Source organism: Furfurilactobacillus sp. WILCCON 0119 (assembly GCF_053471565.1).
This window is the reverse complement of record NZ_JBPCCV010000003.1, coordinates 226873-250605: the sequence shown is the minus strand read 5'-3', so window position 1 is coordinate 250605 and position 23733 is coordinate 226873. Positions and strand designations below refer to the sequence as shown.

The window sequence follows — 23733 nt, the reverse complement described above, 5'->3', positions numbered from 1 at the left end:
TGTCCTTATGGCAAAGGAAAAATTGTACGGGGCCATGGTGATCAGCGCACAGGATATGCAGCTGATGATCGTGGAATTAAAAACACAACGGGTGCTTGAACGGGTGAGTGCGCCCCTTTATTTGGGGGCAGATCTATTTGAGGGCAAACGAATTGAACCGGAACGCGCAGACGATGTCGTCACCATTTTGGAACGTTTTCTCCAGTTGTTAAAGGACTACAACGTGACAAACTACCGGTTGGTGGCAAGTCATACGATTGCGCGGGCCGAAAACATTGATTATATTCGTGACCATATTTACATCACGACCGGGATTACGCTTCACTTTATGACGGTTAATGAAGAGTCACTCTTTTCATACGAAGCCGCAGCAGATCTCTTGCCAAACTTCCACCAGTTGATTAGTGACCGGACGCTCCTGATCCAGGTGGGTGCTAGCATGGCCCATTTCATGATCTTCGTGGATGGGCGGTTGACGTTGACCCGTGAGCTCTTTTTGGGGCCACTCCAGGTGGCAAATCAATTGCAGGGGTTAGAACACCGGGTGGAATCGTATCAAGAAGTGCTCAGCGATTATTTGCATTCTAAATTGGTGAGCCTGTACCAATACTTACCAGAGCAAACGTTTGACCAGGTTATCTTGATGGGCTCAAAGTTGAACCTCTTGGAGGGGATGATCCCAACAAATCAACGCTATGTCAAACTGAGTCATGCAGATTTTGAACAGCAGTTTCAAACGGTGATCCAGATGACGCCGCAAGATTTGTTGAACCAAAGCAATCTGCCGACCGCGGAAGTCAACGAAGTTTTACCACTTTTCTTATTGCTGGACGAAGTTTTTGATCACTTTGAGGTGAAAACGATTCACCTAACGGACTTCAAGTTGATTGATGGCTGCGTTTTAGATGCCGCGGCCAGTCAGGCCACCCACGCACATAATGACGATGCCATCAGTCAGGTGATGCTGAGCTCGGCGTATGAACTAGCACGCAGGTTCCATGTTGATGAGGCCCACCAGCAATCGGTGGTGATGTTTGCAACCCAGCTATTTGACCGGCTAAAAAAGCTGCATGGGCTCGGGGCTCGCGAACGGCTGCTGTTGCAGTTAGCGGCAATTCTTCAGGATACCGGGTTATTTATTGATAGCGAACAGCACGCGTTTCACTCGGAGTACATTGTTAACCATTCGGAGATGCTGGGCTTGCGGGCTGACGAGCAGATCGAAGTGGCTGCCATTGCGCGTTATCACAGTTCTGAAACGGTCTCTGCGGATTTAAGCCAGTTTGGGATTGCGATGAATAACCGGTTGGTGATGGTCAAGCTGGCTGCGATTTTGCGGTTGGCGGACGCGCTGGATGACAGCCGGCTACACAAGATTTCTAAGATCAGTGTTTCCATTAAAAAACCGACGATCACAATTCGGGCAACGGCCAATGACGACATTGAGTTGGAGACCTGGACGTTTAATAAAAAGCGCCGGTTCTTTGAGGAAATCTACGGACTAACGCCAGTCTTGCAACGGACAGGTCGTTTCTAAAGGGAGAAAACAATGGATTACACAACACCAGAGTTATATGTGAACCGGGAACTAAGCTGGGTGGATTTTGATGATCGTGTCCTGGAAGAAGCACGGGATAAGACCAACCCGTTGTTGGAACGGGCCCGGTTTTTAGGAATCACCCAGAGCAACCTTGATGAGTTTTTCATGGTGCGGGTTGCGTCCTTACGGAAAATGGAAGATGTAAACTACGTGAAGCCGGATGCGTCGGGGATGACGGCCTCAGATCAACTCACGGCGATCAGTGTCAAGGTTCACCAGTTGGTCGAAAAACAGTACAGTACGCTCAACCGTTCATTGCTGCCACAGCTAGAGGCGATTGGCGTGCACGTTCGTTTGTTCGATGAGTTGACGCCCACACAGGTGAGTTACTTAACGCAGTACTTCAGGGAGGTCCTTTACCCCGTTTTGACACCGATGGCAGTGGACATTTCCCGACCGTTTCCCTTCATTAGCAATAATACGTTGAACATTGCCTTTCGATTGGTCAAGAATACGAAGGACGAAGCCAGCGGTAAAAAGGAGCACCGGTTTGCCACCATGCAAGTTCCGGGAACATTTAACCGGGTGGTGGCCGTTCCTGGGACCAATGAATTCGTTCTCCTTGAAGAAATTTTAAAGCACTTTGCGGGCGAGCTGTTTACCGGGTTTAAAGTCAAGGAAGCCCACACGTACCGGGTTATTCGCGACATGGATCTGGATGTTACCGAAGAGGACGCCAGTGACTTGCTCAAGGAAGTTGAACACGAATTGGCACTGCGCGACCACACGCAGGTGATGCGGTTAGAGATTGACGCCAGCATGTCAAAGCAGTTGCGGAAACAGTTGATTAAGGATCTGGAAGCCCGGGAGGCGGATGTTTATGACATCAAGGGGCCAATTGATTTACGGTTCTTGAGTAAACTGGTTAAGCAGGTCAAGGGGCACACAGACCTGTTATACCCGGCGTTTAAGGGTGCGATTCAACCAGCACTGCGGCAGAAGGACATGTTTGCGGCAATTAAGAAACAGGATTTGTTTGTGCACCACCCTTATGATAGTTTCGAACCGGTTGTGCGGTTTGTGCGGCAAGCGGCGTCGGACCCGGACACACTCGCCATCAAAATGACGTTATACCGGGTCTCGTCACAATCACCCATCATTAAGTATTTGGCCCAGGCGGCGCGAAATGGGAAACAGGTGACGGTCCTTGTTGAATTAAAGGCGCGGTTTGATGAAGAAAACAACGTGAAGTGGGCCCAACAACTGGAACATGAAGGGTGTCACGTTATTTACGGCCTTGTTGGGTTAAAGACCCATTGCAAACTGTTACTAGTCGTCCGCCAAGAAGCGGATGGCATTAAGCGCTACATGCACATGGCAACCGGGAATTATAATGATGTCACGGCTAAGCTCTACACGGATATGGGCATCTTTACCGCCGATCCATTGATGGGCGTGGACGCGTCCAACGTGTTTAACATGTTATCGGGGTTCAGCGAACCAGATCATTTTGAACGGGTCGCCATTGCACCAACCACGTTACGGGACTTTTTATATGATCGAATCAATGATGAAATTGATAACGCAAAGGCGGGCCGGCCAGCGCACATTCGGATGAAGATGAACTCTCTGTCTGACCGGGGGATGATCCAAAAGTTGTACGCAGCGTCAGCAGCCGGCGTTAAAATCGATCTGATCGTTCGGGGCATTGTGTGCTTGAAGGTTGGAATCCCGGGTGTTTCCGACAACATCACCGTTCATTCACTGGTTGGCCGGTTACTTGAACACAGCCGGATTTACGATTTTTATGCGAATGGTGAGCACCGGATCTACCTGTCATCAGCCGATTTAATGACGCGAAACATCAGTCGGCGGGTGGAACTACTTTTCCCTGTTTTGCAGGACGACATTAAGGCCAAAGTGAGCGGAATTTACAACCAAATGTGGCACGACACGGTGAAAACGAGGGTGCTTCATGAGGATGGCACATGGACAAAGGTGGATCGGCGCGGATTGGCGCTACTTGATGTGCAGGAACACTTGATTGAGGCGGCCAAAGAGCAGGTTCAACAGGATGCTGACCGTGAAACAGCAAAGCCACAGACGCCGTTTACACCACTGATGCGGCCAACGGACGACACGTTGACTGGTGATCACCACAATAACGAGGAATAAGCACAAAGGGGTGGGTAAACCACATGGAAAACTTCGCAGTTATTGATCTCGGATCAAACTCTTGTCGGATGACAATCACGGAAATTGACGATGATGGTCAGTTTACACGGGGGCAAATGACGAAACAGTTTGTCCGGTTATCCGAAGGGATGGCGCAAACCGGTGCGTTGCAACAAGCGCCAATGGATCGAACCATTGCGGCACTGAAAGACTTTTATGCCGTTTATTCGCAATTGCCGAACCTGACGCTTAAGGCGGTTGCGACGGCTGCCGTCCGGAGTGCGTCGAATCAGGCGGCATTTTTGGACCGCATCAAGGCAGAAGTGCACGGTCTGACAATTCAAGTGATTACAGGAAAAGAAGAGGCCCACTACGATTTTCTTGGGGTCATCAACACACTTCCGGTAACAAATTGCGTGTTGATCGACACGGGTGGAGCCTCCTGTGAACTGGTCTTGGTTCAAAACGGTCGGGCTCAGGAAATGGTTAGTTTACCGTTTGGCTCCGTTAATCTGTCGGAGGCCTTTTTGAAGCATGGAACAACGGAACCCTTAGCGGCAGTGGATCAGTTCCGACTCACAACAACCATGCAGCGGTTGTTTAACGGCATATGGTGGCTTCATCGGGGCCTGAATCTACCCATTGTCGCACTGGGCGGATCGAACCGAACGCTTGCCAAAATCCGCCGCAAGCAAAAGCACGTGGCGGACTTTGAGGACGTTCATGGGTTTCGGATGAGTGTCACCGAGGTGGATGATGTGTACGCGACGATCATTGAACGAAACCTTGAGGATCGCAAGGCGATTCCTGGTCTGGCAAAGGATCGTGCAGACATTATTGCGGCGGGGCTTGCCCCGATTGTGACCATCATGCGGTACTTAGATTCCGGCCGGGTAATTTTTTCTGAAAATGGTGTCCGCGAAGGCGTCCTGTATGAACATTTAGCAGCGCGAAACGTGGAATAAGTAACGATGTTAAAAGGGCACCCATGAGTAGAAAACCTACTCATGGGTGCCCCTTTATGTTTATGAACGTCTAGTTTAATGCGGCTTCAAGTGCCTGCTTTAACGCCCGTTGTTGAACGTCAGCGCGTTGGGCAGCGGTCAGCCGGGGATTTTTCGCAACGGCGCCAAGGACCTGTTTGGCCACGGTGGCGGTGATGGCCTGCTGTTTAGCAGGATCCTTCATCACCTTGGCGAGTTGCTTCGCCTGAGCGGTGCTCAAAGTCAACCACGTTGCGGGAACGTTAAACGTGTAGTGGTGGTGCTGAACGGTGTTTTTCTCGCCAGACAACGCAAAGAGGAATTTCATCCAGTGGTTTTTGTATTCCCACCGGGTCGTCGTTTTGACGAGAGTTGCCTCCGAGGCGGTTGTTTGATGAACCGTCGTGGTGATTTTTTTCGTTGGAATCGGTTGAGGCTTTTTTTCGGATGCGTTCGTCCGGTAAAGGTACACTTTTTCCGTCCCGTTTCCAAGGGGTTGGTACAACAACATGTTAACGGGAAGCTTTCCCTTCACGCTTGAAACTAGCGTGACCGTTTGACTGGTGTTAACTTTTTTCAAACCGTAGTGGTAGTTATCGTTAGCAATCAGTAACCCCATCATGCCAAGAAAACCAATTAAGAAAAGGCCGATCAAACAGTGGCGAATCGCGCCGCTATCGAGTAAAACGATGCTCATAAAGAGCCCGAGGGTGGAAATAACAAGTAAACTGATAACCATTAGTTGACCCTCCGTGAATTCCCAGATTTGATCCAAAATGCGAGAACTAAACCAACTAATGCAAACAGAGTGGCCGTCATGAAGGCAGCGTGGTAACCGGAGAGCGTTGCGCTGATGGCATGGTCACGGTAGGCCAGTGGTGTCTTGTGCAACACGGCTTTAGCCGGCATGTTTGATTTAGTGACGTTGGTCAAAACGGAAATTAAAATGGCGGTTCCCATTGATGAAAAGACTTGCCGACCGGTGTTATTGACGGACGTTCCGTGACTCATCAAGTTGAGTGGCAGGGCGTTCATCCCGGTAGTGGTGACGGGCATCATGACCATGGCGATTCCGAACATCCGAATCGTGTACATCAGGGTGACAAAGACGATGGGCGTGTCTTCAGTCAAGGTCATGAAAAAGGCGGTTCCGGCCGTCAATAAGAACATCCCTGTGATGGCTAAGCGCCGGGCACCGATTCGGTCAAAAATTCGCCCGGTGATGGGACTCATGATCCCCATCATGAGGGCCCCAGGCAGTAAAATCAGTCCAGAATGAAAGGCGGATTCGCCACGAACCGTTTGAATGTAAAGTGGGAGTACCATTTCCGCCCCGATCATGGCCATGTTAACCACGGCCACTTCAATGACGGACAGGGTGTAAACGGGTGAAGTAAAGACCCGCAGTTGGAGAAGGGGATTTTCAATGGTCAGTGACCGCCAAACGAAAAGGCCCACAAAGATTGCCCCGATGATTAAGGTGATGTAAACCTTTGGTGACGTCCATGAGCTGGAGCCGACACTACTAAAGGCGTACAGCATGCTCCCAAAACCAACTGTTGAAAGGAGAACGGACAGCCAATCTGCCTGTGCGTGACGGGTTGGGAAGAGTTTACGCATGGTGAATAAGGCAAGGATAAAAACAATTACTGGGAACGGAAGAATGACGACAAACAGTGACCGCCATGAATAGTTTAATAACAGCCACCCAGACAGGGTTGGGCCGATGGCGGGTGCTAAACCGATAACAATTCCGGCAAGGCCCATGGCGGACCCCCGTTTTTCTGGTGGAAAAATGGTTAGCATGGTTGTTTGAAATGTTGGGGCAGTGATTCCAACGGCAACAGCTTCGATCAATCGTCCCGTTAGAAGCGTGCCGAAGTTAGGCGCAATCATACAAATGAATGTCCCGGCGAAGAAAATGGCCATCGCCGTCAGGTATAACGCCTTCGAACTAAACCGCTGGAGTAAAAAAGCGGAAATGGGAATCGTGATCCCCATGACCAGCATGAACCCGGTTGTCAACCACTGAACGGTATCGGCGTCGATGTTAAACGTCCGCATTAACGTTGGAAAGGCAGTGGTCAGGGTGGTTTGGACGATAAATGTACTAAAGGTCCCAATCAACATGGTTAAAACGAGCAGTAGCCGGTTAAACGGCCGGCCGTTCGCGTCCACCACGTGAAATTCTGTTGATGATTCAGACACAAGAACGCCTCCTTAGCGTAAAAAAAGTGCGGTAATAATAATCAGAAATAAAAAATCCAATGAATAATTATACGCTTTTGACTAATAAAATGTTAGTGGCAGTTCGTGGCTAATTTATTGATGAGTAGATAGCTTGATGGAAACCGTTTGAGAAGGTTGCACAAAAAAGATTGCAGGGTCCATTAGGAGCCAGCAATCTTTATTTAAGGTGTTTGCTTACGAAGCGCTAATGAGGTCGCGGCGTTGGTAGCCAAGCCACCCCACGACCATGAGGGCAACGGCAATGGCAAGCTGCCACCAAAAGGTTGGCCAATCAATGGCGACGGACGGCACGTTACCGATGTACCCAAACGGCGTTAACTTAGGGACCCAGTGGGCTAGGTTAAACAGCCGGCCGAAGTAACCAATTCCAAAGGCTAATCCCAGGTAGCCCCAAATCACAGGGGTCCAGCGAGGCCACCACCCCACAAGGATTGCGCCGATCCCAATCATGATCAGCAGTGGGGGGATGTTTGCCAAAATGGCGTGGTAGAAGATGGTCGTGCTTAGCGGGTGGGTGAGGACGGTATTGGCAGCGATTGCCAACCCGGAGACACTGGCAATGAGGGCGGCCAAACTGGTCAAGACCCCTAAGCCAAGCAGCGTGATGTTTAACCGCCACCGTGCAATTGGTCGGGCAAACATCGTTTCAAGGGTGCCGTGATGTTCGTCGGTTGTTAACCGGTAAAGGATCTGTAAACCGGGGATGGCACTGACTGTCGTGAAGACAATCATGAGAACCGCAATGAAGGCTTTAAGGACGCTTGTCGTTGCGGCAGTTGCCGTTTGCGGATCTGACAAGAGTTTTGCCGTTAAGGGATTCGACTGAAGGACGTTGGCCACGGTGTTAAACACCGATCCATACATCGCACCGAAAATGATTAACCCAATGAGCCATGCACAAATGAGATTACGCTCAAGCCGCCAAAAGAGGCCGAGGGGGCCACTTAAGAGTGCTGACGCGCGTGCAGGGCCAGGGCGACTGGCAATGATGCCGGCGTTAAGGTCGCGGTGGGCCCGTAAGCCGATGGCACCAAGAATGAGAATGATGCTGGTAATCACCATGAGCGCTACTGGCCACCAGTTGTTAGCTCGGTAGGTGGAAAATTTCTCGACCCACCCAAACGGGGAAAGCCACGTGTACGCGGGGTGACTAACATCGGTAACAAGGCGCATCATGTATGTGATGCCAAAGAGTCCGTATGACAAGCCAGTGGCGGCCCGACTGCTAGCGGCTAGCTGAGCACACAAGATTGCGAGAAGACCAAATAACAGTCCGTTTAAGCCTAAGCCAATGCCCAAAACAAAATTTCCGTTGGAATTGGTGCCGGTGAGGTTGGCAAACTGCAATCCGACACTGTAGAGGAGGCCGAGGCCAAGGTTAACAACGAGCAGTTCGCTAATGGCAGCGGCAAGTGGCGCATAGGGGCCAACACCGCGGGCGGCTAGCAGTTCAGTCAGACCCCGCTCTTCATCGCCGCGGGTTAAGTTCACGGCCAGGTTGAAGTTCATGATGACGCCAAAGATGGCCATGAAAACGGTCATTTCACCGGCAAAGACGTCGGCGGAGGTGTATGGCCCGCTGGGAAGGCGGCCGAACAGGGCCCGCATGGCAGGAGTGTTCAATGTATTGGTGATCTGATCGATTGCCGTAGTTGAGCCATAAAGGTCGCTAAACTTCGCGGCGATGCTGGCGAAAAGGCTAACCAACACGAGCACCCAGACAAGAATTTTCCAACGATCCCGGCGTAAGTTGATCCTGAGTAGCTGGTTCGTGTGATAAAACGCGGCGTTAGGCATGGTCACTCACGTCCTTTCCGCTATGATCGGTCACGGGCTGTTGATCATAATAACGGAGAAAGAGATCCTCTAACGTTGGTGGTGTACTTTGAATGGCGGTGATCTGATGAGCGGTAAGCAGTGTCATAACGGCGCCAAGGGCTTCTGAATCAACGGTAAACGTGGTGTGGTAGCCGGGGCGATCCGTCGTGGTCGTGGCCACCTGATGAACACCTTGGTGAGTAGATAAATCAGTCAGTGGCTGGGTCGTCGTCACGGCAATCTGTGTCCGGGTCAGGTGACGCATGTCGGCAAGCGTTCCGGTCTCAATGATGGTCCCGTTTCGAATGATGCCGATTCGGTCACACATCCGTTCCACTTCAGACAAGATATGACTGGAAAGAAGCACGGCTTTTCCCTGTTGCTTCAGTTGAAGCACTGCTTCCTGAAAGAAGCGTTCGTTAAGGGGGTCGAGGCCGGAAGTGGGTTCATCAAAGATGTAAAGGTCTGCGTCCTGTGACAGGGCGGCAATCAGGGCCACCTTTTGCCGGTTCCCTTTGGAATATGTGCGGGCCTTTTTGGTGGGATCAAGGCCGAATTGGTGGATGAGGTCGTCCGTTTTTGGCTGATGACGTTGACCACTGAGCTTTAATAAGAGGTCAATGATCTCGCCACCAGTTAAATTTGGCCAGAGGTAAACGTCGCCGGGAACATAGGCTAACCGTTTATGAATGGCAACGGCGTCCTTAAAGACGTCCTGATCAAAAATGGTCGCGGTGCCACCAGACGCGCGTAAAAGGCCAAGCAGGGTTCGAATGGTCGTTGACTTACCGGCCCCGTTTGGACCAATAAACCCGAAGACTTCGCCAGGATAAACGTCAAAGGTGACGTCATTGAGTGCGTGAACACGGCCGAACTGTTTTTGAAGGTGGTCGAGGTGCACCACCGGAGTATTGAGTGTCATGATGCAATCCTCCTTAGCTAAATGTGACATCAAATAAGCGATTCCGTTGGTCTTAGCCCAAGTGTACGGAGCCGCGAAAACGGTGTCAATTAAGCTGGCTTACAAAAATTAAACCAGAGGAAACGGCCGCCTCGTGGTAGGATAGAAGTAATCAAAATCAGTGCAAAAACAGACAGAATGACGGAAATGGTGGCGCATAATGATGACAATTGGGTTATCAGCAGGTGAACAAGAGCAGCTAGTGAAAATTATTGATTACGCACGTGGTCAACTGGGGGCAGAACACTCGGGCCATGACTTTGAACACGTTGAACGGGTGGCAAAATTGGCCGCGCGAATTGAATCTGTGGAGCAAACTGGGCAGCCGTTTATTGTGATTGCAACGGCGTACTTGCACGACGTTATGGATGACAAAGTGGTTGCTGACCCGAATGCTGCCCGCCAGGCCCTTCATGATCGGTTAACGACGTGGGGTGTTTCGGGAGCTCAGATTACCGCGATGTTTGCAATTATTGATCACATGTCGTTTAGCGCGAATTTAGCGGGGCACCAGTCATTAAGTGCGGCGGGGCAAATTGTTCAGGATGCAGACCGGATGGACGCCATTGGGGCCATTGGAATTGCCCGGACGTTGACGTATGGTGGTCACCACGATCGGGTGATCTATGATCCTGACATTGCGCCCCGAACACAGATGACCAAGGCCGATTATCGAAATGATGAAGGAACAACCATCAATCACTTTTATGAGAAACTGCTGCTGATTAAGGATCAATTAAACACGGCGACAGCGCGTCAACTAGCTGATCACCGGCAACAAGTAATGCTTAATTTTTTGGATGAATTTAAACAGGAGTGGAACGGCGAGGCCTAACCATGAGTGAAATAAAACCGCCATATCCGGACTACTTTATTAGCCCGGATATGGCGGTTTTTGGATTGTTAATGACGTTTAAACAAAAGACGTGTGATCGCGTTGATCAAAATGGATAGTACCACGACAAAGGAAATGGCTAGGTACAGTGGCACCAGGTGAAGCCGGAACCAGCTGGCAATGGGCCAGGATAACATTCCCGTTGCCAGGCCGATGAGACCTAATAACAGGATGTACGTGGAGAGCCCGGTCACTGAGTTTTTAAGGTCCGCCTGACTCAGATCAAAGCCGCCAGCACTAATGTTGGTTACAAGAACCATCCAGATGAGTAAGCGGAGGGTCAATGGCCCCCAGGCGATGGTGGTTACCGGAGCGTGAAACAGGGCGCCAAAACTTGGTTGTTGTGCAAACGTGACCCAGTTGCCATAAACATCTGGCAAAAGCCACGCGGTCAATGCAAAAATGACGAGGCTAATTCCAACGATGGGGGCAAACCCAATGAAGAAGTTTCCGATGACTTGGTAGCTATTATCGGAGTGCCACCGGTGGTTAACGTAACCTAACGTGAGGTTGTCAGGATCGTCCGGGGTGGCGGTTGCGCGTTGTAGGAGTTTGAAACTTTCAATTCGATGGCCAAAAATAAGCGCCATGATGAGGTGACTCAACTCGTGAAGGATGATCCCGAGTGCACCAAAGTACACGGGGGCATTCACGCCGAATTTATTGGTGAACAGTTGCTTGGTGTTGCGATTGATAACGGTCAGCGCCCAGCTAAAAAGGAGCGGAAGGCCGAGCGCATACAGATAGGTGGCCAGTAAATTGACGATGATCTGTTGGCCAATCGTGCTGGCTGACATGGCATTAATCCTCTTCTAAATCTGTGAAGGTTCCGTGAACTAACTCGGCAACGGCCGCCGCGTTCACTTTGACAGAGCGGCCAATTTTTCCGGATGAAACGACGATTTCGCCTTGTTCTTGGGCGGTCGTATCAAAGTAGATCGGGTACTGGTATTTTTCCCAAATCCCAATGGGCGTGTTGGCCCCGTGTTCGTAGCCGGTGGTCTTCAAGAGGTCCTTTAATGGCACCATCCCCACCTTTTTATTGCCGGAAGCAGCGGCTAACTTTTTATAACTCAGGTGTGTATCAAGGGGCACAACGCCGACCAACGGCCCGGTTGTTGGACCGGTCAGCACCAACGTTTTGTAGATGTGGTGTTCGTCATAATTTTCGTGATCCACATCAAGTTGTGCGACATCCCCTTGTTGGTGCGTTGCAAACTCGATTTGGGTGTAGGGGATTTTTGCCTTATCTAAAATTTTTTCAACAAGTGTTTTTTGAATTTTTTTCTTTTTTGCCACTGTGTTAACCTCCGTGGTTGGTCGTTTACGCTGGTTTTAAATATTGGTACGGACCTAATGAACAATTGGCTGGACCAATAATTTCTGATATACTTTCATCAACCAGTATACAAAGAAAGGAACCGAGCGTCGATATGGCGGACTTAGTTTATAAAAATGTAATGCAGGACTTGAAGTGCCGCATTAATGATAATCAATTTCCAGACAAACGGCTACCGGACGAACGGAGTTTGAGCGACGAGTACCAAGTGAGTCGCTCCTCCGTGAAACGCGCGTTGAATGTACTGGCCCAGCAGGGGATCATTTTTAAAAAGCGGGGATCAGGCACGTTTGTTAATCCACTCTATCTGAAAAACCAAGCGGTCTTTAGTTATGAAGGGCGTAATTTGGGAGTTACAGATTCCATGCGGGTGGACGGTAAACAGCCAAGTATTAAGTTGCTGGATTTTCAGGTTGTTCCTGCGACGCCGGAATTGCAGCAAGATCTTTTCCTTAATGAAGACGATTTTGTTTACCAAATCAAACGGCTGCGGATGCTGGATGATCAACCAGTGATGATCGAAACGGGTTTTATCCCCATCAAAATCATGCCAGAATTGTCGTCCACCGTGGTGTCCGGTTCCATCTTTAACTACCTAGAAGATATTAAGCACGTTTCCGTGACAAAATCCTTTATGACCGTAGCGGCAGAACCGTCAACAGTGGAAGATCAAACGTTGCTTTCATTGGCCGAAAATGAGCCCGTGGGCGTTATGAGCGGGATCTTTTTCCTGGATGATGGCACACCGTTCGAAGTTTCAAATATGCGAATTCACTACCAATACATGAAGTACAACACATTCGTCGACCTTGATGCTGACTGATAGATATTAAAAAATGCTAAGAATCTTTAATTCTTAGCATTTTTTATGTTCTTTTTAAGCGCTAATTTGTTACCATGGCGGCAGATTAGTGGATCGCAAACCTGAATGAGGGAGCGGTTTTCACTATGTAAATAAGGGTCGATTGTTTTATTTTGAACAATTGGGTCGTACCAATTTTCAGAAAGGTTGACTTTTATTTAAAACCGGCTATTATAGTAACTGTAAATTAACCGGACAAAAGTCGGTGGATTTCACAGCATATCGTGTTGATAAAAAGACAAATTGAAGGAGTGTAACTATTCATGGCAGTTGATTACGACTCACAAGAATACTTAGACACAGTTGACGCCTACTGGCGCGCAGCTAACTACCTTTCAGTTGGGCAATTGTTCTTAAAGGACAACCCATTGTTAAAGGGTGACTTAACCGCAAACGACGTTAAAGTTAAGCCAATTGGTCACTGGGGGACAATCGTTCCTCAAAACTTCATTTACGCACATTTGAACCGTGCCATCTTGAAGTACGACTTGGACATGTTCTACATCGAAGGTTCAGGTCACGGTGGTCAGGTCATGGTTTCAAACGCCTACCTTGATGGTTCATACACTGAGCGTTACCCACGTATCACTCAGGATGAAGAAGGTATGCAACGCTTGTTCAAGCAATTCTCATTCCCGGGTGGGGTTGCTTCACATGCTGCTCCTGAAACACCAGGTTCAATCCACGAAGGTGGCGAACTTGGTTACTCACTTTCACACGGTGTTGGTGCTATCTTAGATAACCCTGACGTTATTGCTGCTGTTGAAATTGGTGACGGGGAATCAGAAACTGGCCCACTAGCTGCTTCATGGATGTCAAGCAAGTTCATCAACCCAATCCACGACGGTGCTGTTTTGCCAATCGTTCAAGTTAACGGGTTCAAGATTTCTAACCCAACTATCCTTTCACGGATGAGCGATGCTGACTTAACTAAGTACTACGAAGGAATGGGCTGGTCACCAATCTTTGTTGAAACTGATGGTGACGACCACAAGACTGCCCACCAAGACATGGCTAAGGCAGTTGATGAAGCCGTTGAAAAGATCCAAGCTATTCAAAAGAATGCTCGTGAAAACAACGACGACTCATTACCAGTATGGCCAATGATCGTGCTTCGCGCACCTAAGGGTTGGACTGGTCCTAAGAAGGACTTGAACGGTAACCCAATCGAAAACTCATTCCGTGCTCACCAAATTCCACTTCCTGTTGACGCTAACCACATGGAACACGTTGATCTGTTGATCGACTGGTTGAAGTCATACAAGCCTGAAGAATTGTTCAACGAAGACGGAACTCCTAAGGAATTCTTGTCAGCCGTTGAACCTAAGGGTGACCGTCGGATGGCTATGAACCCAATCACTAACGGTGGGGTTCACCCAGAACCATTGAAGTTAGCTGACATTCGTCAATTTGCCGTTCCTGAAAGTGATTTGAAGGACAACAGCAAGCAACGGATGGACATGCAAGTGTTATCAGAATTCACTGCTGACACGATGAAAGAAAACGAAAACACGTTCCGGATCATGGGACCTGACGAAACGATGTCAAACCGTCTCTGGGATGTCTTTGATGTTACCAACCGTCAATGGATGGAAGACATCAAGGAACCTAACGATGAATACGTGGCTCATTCAGGCCGTGTTCTTGACGCTCAATTGTCAGAACACCAAGCTGAAGGTTGGTTAGAAGGTTACGTTCTGACTGGTCGTCATGGTTTCTTCGCTTCATACGAATCATTCACGCGTGTTATCGACTCAATGTTGACACAACACTACAAGTGGTTACGTAAGGCGCAAGAACAAAACTGGCGTCACGATTACCCATCATTGAACATCATCAACACTTCCACTGTGTTCCAACAAGACCACAATGGTTACACTCACCAAGACCCAGGTATGCTTGGTCACATGGCTGAAAAGGGTCATGAACTGGTTAACGAATACTTGCCAGCTGACGCTAACTCATTGTTAGCTGTTATGAACAAGTCATTACAAAGTCGCGAAGTGATCAACTTGATCGTTGCTTCCAAGCACCCACGGACTCAATGGTTCTCCATTGACGAAGCTACGGAATTGGTTAACAACGGTTTGGGAATCATTCCTTGGGCTTCTAACGACGATAACGTTGAACCAGATGTTGTCTTTGCAGCAGCTGGGACTGAACCAATGATGGAAAGCTTAGCTGCCGTTTCATTACTGCACGAAATCTTCCCAGAATTGAAGTTCCGCTTCATCAACGTTGTTGACCTGTTGAAGCTTCGTAAGAAGGGTGACGACCAAGACGACCGTGGAATGACGGACGAAGAATTCGACCGTTACTTCACAACTGACAAGCCAGTTATCTTTGCTTTCCATGGTTTCGAAAACACATTGCGTGGTTTGATTTACGACCGTCACAACCACAACGTTCACTTCCATGGTTACCGTGAAAACGGGGACATCACGACACCATTTGACATGCGTGTCCTGAACGAAATGGACCGTTACCACTTGGCTAAGGATGCCATCAACGCATCTAAGTTTGCTGAACAAGCCGGCGAATTCACTCAACACATGGATGACATGGTTGCTAAACACAACCAATTCATCCGTGATGAAGGTACCGACATGCCAGAAGTAAACGCATGGCAATGGAAAGACATCAAGTAATTTCGCGATTACTTGAGTGTTGACCGATTTGAAAACGCACATCAATCTTCGGATTGATGTGCGTTTTTGTGTTACGAATGGGAATTAATTCGTGTTAAACGTTGCGTCGCCTTGAGATTAGTTTAATAATAAAATATTAGGACTAATCTGAACGAACAGGGCGAGGTGAAACCAATGGCAAAAACAGAAGTAGTGGAACTGACTAACTTAGTGCTTGTGTCTGACAATGAAACAAATCAAATTCTGGTGGAAGATCGGAAAAATCCCGATTGGCCGGGCTACACCTTTCCTGGTGGCCATGTGAAGCAGGGTGAGAGTTTCGTTGATTCAGCCATTCGCGAGGTTAAAGAAGAGACTGGGCTGACGATCCATAACCCGATTTTTTGTGGATTCAAGGAATTTATGACGGACAATGGTCGCTACATCGTGGCCCTTTTTCGGACCGACTCCTTTTCTGGAGAAGTTCGTTCCTCCTCTGAGGGGACCGTTTGCTGGATGCGCCGGGATGAACTTTTTGAACATCACTTTGCAACAGATGTGGATAAGCTATTAGAAGTGTTTGAAAAACGGAATATTTCTGAGCTCAGCTACTTAAATGACCCTAAGGGTGAATTCAAATAAAAACGAATTTAAGTGAGTGCTCACTCGTGATTGTTTATCAAAGCGCGTATAATAAAGTCATGAGAATATCCGGGTGAAAAGCTCGATAACGTCGTGTTTGTTGGCGAAATGATTGCGACAAGACACCGACCGAATACAAAAGTGAGGCAAGGACGATGAAGACAGCAGTCATTACAGATAGTGCCAGTTATTTAGACCCAGAGGTTGCGATGGCAGCAGGCATTCACGTGGTCCCCATCACGGTGATTTTTGGGACCCAGACATACCTCGAAAACGTTGACATTACGAGTGAACAATTTTATCAACGGATGCGGGAAGAAAAAAAGATGCCGTCCACGGCACAAGTGACAATGATGCAAATGCAAGCGGTGTTCGATGAACTGATTGCTGACGGATATGATGAAGTAATCTGCATTCATCTTTCTAGTGGCATCACGACCTTTTTGCAGAACCTCACGGCGTACGCACCGACCGTGACTGGCATCAAGGTCTATCCGTTTGATTCACAAATGGCCAGCGAAGGTGAGGCCTGGTTGGCGCTGTTAGCCGCAAAGATGGCCAAGGCGGGGAAGAATGCCGCTGATATTTTACCGGCCTTAGAACACCTGAGAGCGACGACACACGTGTACTTTGTTGTCGACGACCTCAGTCATTTATTGCGCACGGGGCGAATTACGAATAGTTCTGCCTTTGTGGGGAATTTATTGCGGATCAAACCAATTTTGACGTTTGAAGACGCTAAAATCGTCGGGTTAACGAAGGAACGAACGGCTAAACGGGCGTTTCAAAAGGTGAAACAGGACTTTGAACAGTCCTTGACGACAATAACCGCTCCAGTCCGGGTGGGAATCATCGACGGGAATAACCCAACGGCCAGCGAGGAATGGTTGACGGATCTATCAAGTTCCGCTGAAACTGCGACTGGCGTTACACCAGCCTTTGAAACTGCGCACATCGGCGCGTCTATCGGTGTTCATACAGGTGAAAAAGTGATGGGCCTTGTGTGGGCAGAAGACTGGCAGACACTCGGCGAATAAGCACAAAAGAAAAGCGGCTGCTTTCCCAGATTTTTGGGAATGCAGTCGCTTTAGTGTCGGTAGAAATAGGGGCATCGGTCGTTATTGTTGGTGACTTAGGGACACTGACTGGCTTGCGGGTTGCTGAGCCAGAGTGGGGAAGCCACGTGTCTCCGCCACAATGTACAGCGGCCGTTCACGTGATTGATTAAAAATACGTCCCAGGTATTGGCCGAGAAAGCCAATACTAGTGAGGATCATACCGCCGATAATGAGAAGCGCGCAGAGGGTGATGATGGTTGGCGTAAAGCCGAACCAGATGGCGCTGATGACATCGACTAAAGCAGCAATAAACAGCGTGGTTCCAAACCAAGTCGCAAGTTTTAACGGGAGGTTTGAAAATGAGGTGACGCCATCCATTGCGAGTCGAATCATCTTCCGGAGGGGATATTTGGATTCGCCGTCTGTTCGCGGTTGGCGCTCGTACGTAACAGCCTGTTGGTTAAAACCGATCCAGCTGACCATGCCCCGGACGAACGGTTCGTCTTCGTTCATTTGATCAAGAACGTTCACGACCTTACGATCCATTAACCGAAAGTCGCCGGTATCGACGGGAATATCAACGTTCGTAATGGCGTGTAATAAGCGGTAAAAGGCACTAGCGGAAGTCTTTTTAAACCAGGATTCACCATCGCGTTGTGATCGTTGACCGTAGACAACGTCAGCGCCACGTTGCCAGGCATTGATCATGTCACCGATGACGGCTGGTGGGTCCTGAAGATCTGCGTCCATCACGACAACTGCGTCACCTGTGGCATAGCGGACGCCAGCGGTAATGGCCAGCTGATGCCCAAAGTTTCGTGAAAAGCGAATTAACCGCATGTCAGGGTAAAACGCGCTGGCCTTTTTAAGTTTATCAATGGTTGTGTCACTAGACCCGTCGTCCACAAAAATCACTTCGTAACGTTCAGGTCGCTGGTTGATGAAGCCCTGGACGGTGCGCAACGTCTTCATGATTAACGCTTCTTCATTGTAAACGGGCATGACGATGGAAATTAACGGTGGGATTGCTTCGGGCATGATCCTCACGTCCTTTCTAAAGGCAACAAGATTAATTTAATTGGTAAAGGGTACCGCTACTCATGCCGCCACCCATTGGTTGGGCATTCTTTGTGCTTGTTGATGAGGTCGCGCCCTTGGTGGTTGGTTTTGTTGCGCCTGGTTGTTTTGTCCCTGATGGTTTTGCGCCACTTGGCTTCTTCATGCCAGTCGGTGCACCACCAGGGGCACCATTACCGCCCATGCCGCTTGGCGCAGACCCCTGTTTTTTCGTTGGTGCGGCTGTTTTAGCCGCTGATTTGCTGGTTGTTGATGAGGTGCCACCATATTTTGAGGCACTAATTTTGGTTCCGTTTTTCTCAACCCACTTAACGATGGCGCTGCTACTACTGCTCTTACCGGCAACGTAGAAGTATTTAACTTGGCCTTCTTTGACCAACTTCTTGAACTGCTTCAAAGAGATGGCGTTATCAGTTCCGTTAAATCCGCCGATCGTCATCACCGCTTTCCCGGTTTTAATGATGTACGGGGCTGCGGTTCCAGAATCCATTGTCGCAAACAGATACTTGGCGTTCCCATTGTGTTTTTCAAGGTAGTTAACCAGTTTAGTATTAGCTGATTCACTGCCCATTCCGCCACTGGAGGCACCACCACTGGTTAATAGATCAGGACCAGCTGTTGGAATCGCTGCGGATTCAGCGGCAATTGTTGGAGTTAAGGACCAGAATCCAGGGGCTAACGATAAAATCGTAACGGCTGTGGCCGTTGTGGCCATTGCTTTGCGATAGGTGGTAAAGACAAAGGCAATTAGGGCCGCTGTTGCCACTGATCCAAGTCCAATGAGCCAGCTGAGCCATGGATAGTCAGAATAAACGTACCAGGCTTGAAGTGCAGCCATGGCCAAAAGACCACCAGCAAAAATGAACCGTTGCCATAATTGCCGACCTGTCTTAATGGCTTTCAAGTAGGTCGCAACACCAATTCCAGCGAGAACGGCAAGTGGCGGTGCAAGCATAATCATGTAGTAGGGGTGGAAGAAACCGGCAATACTGAAGAAGCCAGCGACGGGAACCAACCATGCGGCCCAGTACCAAAGCTGTTGTTGATTCTTCGTGGTTTGCCACCACTTTTTCTTCCGGTCGGCTTCATAAAGGTAGCTCCCAATCAAACCGGTTAGGGCGAGTAGGAAGAACCAGCTGACCTGACCACCAAGCGCTTGTTGGAAGAGTCGGAATGGGCCAGCAGTTCCGATGTTAAAGGCACCACCGCCACCACCGGCTGTTGCGCCACCGGTCGCAGCTTTGCCACCAGTTGTTTGTTTCATCCCAGTTGGTGCGCTACCCGTTGGCTTTTTCGTGCCGGATGGCGCTTTACCCGTCTTGCTCCCGGTTGGTGGGGTGCCCGTTTTCGAGGCTGATCCTTCAGACTTACCAGTTGAGCCCATGCCGGGGAAACGACTCCCGGTTCCGGTCGATTGGCCGAGTAACCGTTGTGACCCGTTATACCCAAAGGCAAGGTTTAAAACGGAGTTTGTCGATGAGCTACCGATGTACGGGCGACTACTTTTACTGGTGGAATCAACGGCAAGTGGCCACGCTAAGGTGAAGACGGCGAGGGCAGCTGTCGCATACAGTAAGTGAAGGACCTTTTTCTTCCAGCCAACCGTGCTCGCAATCCAGTAAAAGAAGTACATTGCTGGTAGAAGCATGAAAGCTTGCAACATTTTGATGTTGAAGGAGACCCCGATAAGGGCAAACGAAACGACAACTAACCATGTCTTTTTGTTAACAACGGCTTTTTGTAATAGGTAACCGGCTAACAATAAGAAAAAGACCAGGGTCGCATCCATATTATTTGTTCGCGAATCGGCGACTACGACCGGGGTGATGGTCATGAACAGGGCACTCAGGTTAGCAGCCAGGCGACCAAAATAGGGTTTAACCATCGCGTATATCAACCACACGGAACCGATTCCGAACAGGACGGATGAGAGGACAATGCTCCATCCGTGCAGACCAAAGATCTTAACCGAGATGGCCATGAACCATAAGGCGACTGGCGGCTTATCCACGGTGATGAAGCCTGCAGGGTCGAAACTAGCATACCAAAAGTTTTTCCAACTCTTCGTCATGCTGACAATGGCTGAGGTGTAGAAATCATTGGCAGAACCAGCCTGCCAGATGTTCCATCCGTAAAGAAAGGCGGCGAGGATCAAAATCCCGACGAGCCACCAATCCCAGTGTTTTAAACGTTGTTTCATAGCGTCACTTCCTAGGTTGAGTTTATGGATTAACGATGAGTAGAAGTCCCAATTGCTAAAACATTACGTTCTAGGATAGCCGGGCAGGCATAAAGTGGACTTAACTGAACCTAAACCAAAGCTTAAACGGGGAGAATGACGGGAATGATTTTAGAAACGTAGACATGATTTTCAAAATTTTTTTATGTAGAGACACAGCATTTACGTTAGAACACTTTGATTCTTATGCGGCATATCAACTTAAAAGTGTTTTCAAAATGAATAATTTTAATAGTGCGATTGATTGATATGTGAATCAGCTAGATAATATTGATTGAAATTATGTTTCCCAGAGAAACCAGGGATAGGACGAGCGAAGAATGTTAAACGATAATGAAACAGAAGCAATGGCAATTAAATATTATCAACGATATCTTGACCTTCATGATCGGACACTGATCGGAAAGTATGGCAATCAGTCGCAGGAGGAAATCGAAGCCATTTCGTGCTGGCTGCCTGAATCCTACAAAAAGTTTTTACGGATTTTTGGAATTTCAGAACCTAGTGGATTAGTTTTTTGGGCGAAATCAAATCATCCAAGTATTGATCTTGATACTTGTAATTCAGAAATCAGACAAAATGTGTTGTTTAAGACCGACGATGATGTTACTTACTTTGCTGATGAAGGAGAATCTGTTCAGGGTTTCCGGCATACTAATGATGGAACAGAACCAAAACTAGTTGTCACAGATCATTACGGAACTTATGAAAGAAACGAAACTTTCTGGGCCTATTTACTTGGTGTAGAAGTTGATTTGTATCAGAACAGTAAGGACTTATCCCAGTATGGTTTCAATGGTTTTTTAGACATGGATTCTAAGGAAGATGTTGAAATGTTTGATCCGGACTTACTTCAGTAATGATAATTTATCAAAAAGTGTTGATGGATAATTCATCAGCACTTTTTTGATAGGTTATTTTATGATCAGGTGAGATAAAAAATCGTAATTACTTTTGCCATCTGTAACTTGCCTGTGGTATGAGGGCAATAAAAAACCGCCGACAATTACTTGTCAGCGGTAAGAATGGTGCTTATTTATCGGCGTTAATTTTAACGATCAAAACGTCAACGTCGGCGTTACGGCTTACGTAGTTGGTTACAGAACCAACCATTAACCGTTCAACGGCGTTTAGACCGGTGGTTCCCATAACAATCAATTCGTTGCCGTGATCATGAGGAAATTCACGGGAGATGACTGGTTTCGGGTTCCCGAACCGGACGTGGATATCAACATCTTTAACACCAGCATCTTCAGCCTGCTTTTTTAAGGCTTCTAAGCGGTTTTGAACGTCTTCTACCAACCGGTAAATGACGTCACCACTAACAGCACCACCGTAACTGTCAGAAAATTGGTTAACTTCTAACACGTTCAGGATATCTAAATGTGTGTCGTTGCGTTTTGCAACTTCAATGGCTTTTTCAAGGACTGGGTCAGTGGCCTTGGAACCGTCGACTGGCGCGAGGATATTTTTATATTGTTGTAACATGATTACATGCCACCCTTCTCTCGATTAAAAACGTTGATTGTGCCTTACATTTATTATACCGTTTATTACTAATAATGTAAGCGATTTACTCCATTGGAGAAGAAAAAGTGCGTGGTTTTTTCATTGTGGTAACTGGAATGAGGGGGGATAATGGGCGTTCAAAAGTTTGTGAAGTCACAATGATGAAACGCGGCAACATCACAATTGTGTCCGCTTTCAGAAAGTGCTAACATCAACGTAACGGCAGAATGGGCGGATGAAGTCTCACCCGTTATTGTTGATTTGACTTAGGGGGCTAACCATTATGTATTATGTTTCGATGACATCGCACAACATTGGTGAAAACTTAGCAACTGAACAATATTTGATGAATAACAAGCAATTTGACGAACCATTGCTCTTGTTCTATTACGAAGAACCTTGCATCATCGTGGGCCGGAATCAAAACACGATGGAAGAAATCAACCAGAAGTACGTTCAGGAACATAACATTCGGGTAACGCGCCGGTTGTCCGGTGGTGGAGCGGTTTATCAGGATCTAGGGAACCTGTGCTTTAGTTTTGTGGTGGACTCAAACAGTGAAGCTTTTGGGGACTTTAAGTCATTCACGAAGCCGATCGTAACGGCCTTGCAAAAGATGGGGGCTGAATCCGTTCAAGTTTCCGGTCGGAATGACATCTTGGTGGACGGCCGTAAATTCTCCGGTAACGCCATGTACACACGAAACGGGAAGACGTTCTCTCATGGAACCCTGATGTTGGATGTTGATCTAGACGTTGTGACCCATGCGTTGAACGTTCCAGAAGATAAAATTGCCTCAAAGGGAATTAAATCAGTTCGCTCACGGGTGACGAACCTGCGGCCGTACCTTGCTCCAGACTATCAGGATATTGATGTTCCAACGTTCCGGGACCTTTTACTGAAAGAACTATTTGATGTTAACGACCTAGCTGACATCAAGTCACATGAATATGTTGTCACCCCGGAAGATCAGAAAGAAATCGACAAGTTGTACGAACAATATTACAATAATTGGGACTGGGTTTACGGAAATTCACCAGCGTTTACGGTGAAAAAACGTCAACACTTTGATTACGGGACGATTGATGCACGGCTTGACGTTCAGGATGGGAAAATTGCGAACCTGAAATTCTATGGCGATTTCTTTGGGCCAGAAGATGTGACGGCCCTATCGGATCAGCTGACGGACATTAAGTATGACCGTGATCACTTAGAAGGTGCATTACGTGACGTAGACCTCAGTAAATATTTCGTTGGCATTTCAAAGGAACAACTCATTGATCTGTTGGCATAGAAAGGTTTTTACTAGATGAGAGATGCACGTGTACGTGTGGTTAGTTTAACCATTGCAGCCTGGTTTTTTTATACGATTGTTAACGCGGGGAGTTACTTTGGTTTTGGTGGATCGGCCAGTCAGCAGTGGCCAGCATTTTTAGCCAATGAGGCGTTGATGATCATTTTAACGTTGATCCCGGTGCTGATGTTTGCCTTTAACTGGCGCTTTTCTGTGTACCCGCAATCCCTGGTCCTCATCATTTTAACAGCGGTCTTGCTGTTGGCGATGATGCGAACATTTACTGAACATGGTGCGATGATTGCAAAGGTAGTGATCGACCTCTTTGCGGTTATTGGGTTGATTACCAACTTTGAAGCCTTTGTCGCAGGGGCGCGTTTCCGGCACGATTATGAGGAAAACAACCAGATTTGGGTTGAACGCGAAGAAAAGTCGCACCATTAAAAGAGAAACGGGAGTCAGAA

At 48.1% G+C, this 23733-nt stretch carries 20 protein-coding genes; 11 read left to right on the top strand and 9 right to left on the bottom strand.

The window, feature by feature from the left end; translation table 11 throughout:
- The first annotated feature begins 7 nt into the window (after positions 1 to 7).
- From ACRYI5_RS06725 to ACRYI5_RS06715, 3 genes are read left to right on the top strand one after another with little or no spacing between them, the layout of a single operon-like run.
- Positions 8 to 1537: a Ppx/GppA phosphatase family protein gene (locus ACRYI5_RS06725; RefSeq protein WP_407879967.1), complete on the top strand. Its 1530-nt coding sequence runs from the start codon at positions 8 to 10 to the stop codon at positions 1535 to 1537.
- A gap of 12 nt (positions 1538 to 1549) precedes the next feature.
- Positions 1550 to 3715, top strand: coding sequence for an RNA degradosome polyphosphate kinase (locus tag ACRYI5_RS06720; RefSeq protein WP_448224729.1), 2166 nt, complete (start codon positions 1550 to 1552; stop codon positions 3713 to 3715).
- 23 nt (positions 3716 to 3738) lie between these two features.
- Positions 3739 to 4680 (top strand): Ppx/GppA phosphatase family protein, encoded by a 942-nt coding sequence (locus ACRYI5_RS06715; protein WP_448224728.1) that lies wholly within the window; start codon positions 3739 to 3741, stop codon positions 4678 to 4680.
- 70 nt (positions 4681 to 4750) lie between these two features.
- Here the strand turns inward: ACRYI5_RS06715 and ACRYI5_RS06710 are convergent, their stop codons facing one another.
- From ACRYI5_RS06710 to ACRYI5_RS06695, 4 genes are all read right to left on the bottom strand, one after another.
- Complete coding sequence (locus ACRYI5_RS06710) at positions 4751 to 5437, bottom strand: DUF4811 domain-containing protein (protein ID WP_448224727.1); 687 nt, start codon at positions 5435 to 5437, stop codon at positions 4751 to 4753.
- Positions 5437 to 6906 (bottom strand): MDR family MFS transporter, encoded by a 1470-nt coding sequence (locus ACRYI5_RS06705; RefSeq protein ID WP_407879974.1) that lies wholly within the window; start codon positions 6904 to 6906, stop codon positions 5437 to 5439. The genes ACRYI5_RS06710 and ACRYI5_RS06705 overlap by 1 nt, the downstream gene beginning before the upstream one ends.
- Before the next feature lie 216 nt (positions 6907 to 7122).
- Entirely contained in the window at positions 7123 to 8745 is a 1623-nt protein-coding gene (locus ACRYI5_RS06700) for an ABC transporter permease (RefSeq protein WP_448224726.1), read from the bottom strand.
- On the bottom strand, positions 8738 to 9688 hold the full coding sequence (locus ACRYI5_RS06695) for an ABC transporter ATP-binding protein (protein WP_407879978.1): 951 nt from the start codon (positions 9686 to 9688) through the stop codon (positions 8738 to 8740). The genes ACRYI5_RS06700 and ACRYI5_RS06695 overlap by 8 nt, the downstream gene beginning before the upstream one ends.
- A 202-nt stretch (positions 9689 to 9890) precedes the next feature.
- Here ACRYI5_RS06695 and ACRYI5_RS06690 point away from each other — a divergent pair, with 202 nt between their 5' ends.
- Positions 9891 to 10562: an HD domain-containing protein gene (locus ACRYI5_RS06690; RefSeq protein WP_407880041.1), complete on the top strand. Its 672-nt coding sequence runs from the start codon at positions 9891 to 9893 to the stop codon at positions 10560 to 10562.
- A 68-nt stretch (positions 10563 to 10630) separates the two neighbouring features.
- Here the strand turns inward: ACRYI5_RS06690 and ACRYI5_RS06685 are convergent, their stop codons facing one another.
- Positions 10631 to 11419, bottom strand: coding sequence for a hypothetical protein (locus tag ACRYI5_RS06685; protein ID WP_448224725.1), 789 nt, complete (start codon positions 11417 to 11419; stop codon positions 10631 to 10633).
- Between the two features lie 4 nt (positions 11420 to 11423).
- Complete coding sequence (locus tag ACRYI5_RS06680; protein ID WP_407879981.1) at positions 11424 to 11921, bottom strand: aminoacyl-tRNA deacylase; 498 nt, start codon at positions 11919 to 11921, stop codon at positions 11424 to 11426.
- 134 nt (positions 11922 to 12055) lie between these two features.
- On the opposite strand from ACRYI5_RS06680, the gene ACRYI5_RS06675 reads away from it, so the two are divergent.
- The 4 genes from ACRYI5_RS06675 to ACRYI5_RS06660 all read left to right on the top strand — a co-directional run bounded on the left by ACRYI5_RS06675 (position 12056) and on the right by ACRYI5_RS06660 (position 17129).
- On the top strand, positions 12056 to 12784 hold the full coding sequence (locus ACRYI5_RS06675; RefSeq protein WP_448224724.1) for a GntR family transcriptional regulator: 729 nt from the start codon (positions 12056 to 12058) through the stop codon (positions 12782 to 12784).
- Positions 12785 to 13086: 302 nt separating this feature from the next.
- Positions 13087 to 15471 (top strand): phosphoketolase family protein, encoded by a 2385-nt coding sequence (locus ACRYI5_RS06670; protein WP_448224723.1) that lies wholly within the window; start codon positions 13087 to 13089, stop codon positions 15469 to 15471.
- Positions 15472 to 15645: 174 nt separating this feature from the next.
- Positions 15646 to 16092 carry an 8-oxo-dGTP diphosphatase gene (locus ACRYI5_RS06665; protein WP_407879985.1) on the top strand — a complete coding sequence of 149 codons (447 nt, stop codon included), beginning with the start codon at positions 15646 to 15648 and terminating at the stop codon, positions 16090 to 16092.
- Positions 16093 to 16247: 155 nt separating this feature from the next.
- The gene (locus ACRYI5_RS06660) at positions 16248 to 17129 is read left to right on the top strand and encodes a DegV family protein (protein WP_407879986.1); all 882 of its coding nucleotides are present in this window, start codon (positions 16248 to 16250) and stop codon (positions 17127 to 17129) included.
- Between the two features lie 81 nt (positions 17130 to 17210).
- Here ACRYI5_RS06660 and ACRYI5_RS06655 read toward each other — a convergent pair whose 3' ends face one another.
- On the bottom strand, positions 17211 to 18188 hold the full coding sequence (locus ACRYI5_RS06655) for a glycosyltransferase family 2 protein (protein ID WP_448224722.1): 978 nt from the start codon (positions 18186 to 18188) through the stop codon (positions 17211 to 17213).
- 31 nt (positions 18189 to 18219) lie between these two features.
- Complete coding sequence (locus ACRYI5_RS06650) at positions 18220 to 20427, bottom strand: glycosyltransferase family 39 protein (RefSeq protein WP_448224721.1); 2208 nt, start codon at positions 20425 to 20427, stop codon at positions 18220 to 18222.
- Between the two features lie 359 nt (positions 20428 to 20786).
- Between ACRYI5_RS06650 and ACRYI5_RS06645 the strand changes: the two genes are divergently transcribed.
- Positions 20787 to 21326: a hypothetical protein gene (locus tag ACRYI5_RS06645; protein ID WP_448224720.1), complete on the top strand. Its 540-nt coding sequence runs from the start codon at positions 20787 to 20789 to the stop codon at positions 21324 to 21326.
- Positions 21327 to 21498: 172 nt separating this feature from the next.
- Here the strand turns inward: ACRYI5_RS06645 and ACRYI5_RS06640 are convergent, their stop codons facing one another.
- Positions 21499 to 21954, bottom strand: coding sequence for a universal stress protein (locus ACRYI5_RS06640; RefSeq protein ID WP_407879989.1), 456 nt, complete (start codon positions 21952 to 21954; stop codon positions 21499 to 21501).
- A 304-nt stretch (positions 21955 to 22258) separates the two neighbouring features.
- Between ACRYI5_RS06640 and ACRYI5_RS06635 the strand changes: the two genes are divergently transcribed.
- Together ACRYI5_RS06635 and ACRYI5_RS06630 are read left to right on the top strand one after the other, a co-directional pair.
- On the top strand, positions 22259 to 23269 hold the full coding sequence (locus ACRYI5_RS06635; protein ID WP_448224719.1) for a lipoate--protein ligase: 1011 nt from the start codon (positions 22259 to 22261) through the stop codon (positions 23267 to 23269).
- 15 nt (positions 23270 to 23284) lie between these two features.
- On the top strand, positions 23285 to 23713 hold the full coding sequence (locus ACRYI5_RS06630; protein ID WP_407879992.1) for a hypothetical protein: 429 nt from the start codon (positions 23285 to 23287) through the stop codon (positions 23711 to 23713).
- Positions 23714 to 23733: the final 20 nt, after the last annotated feature.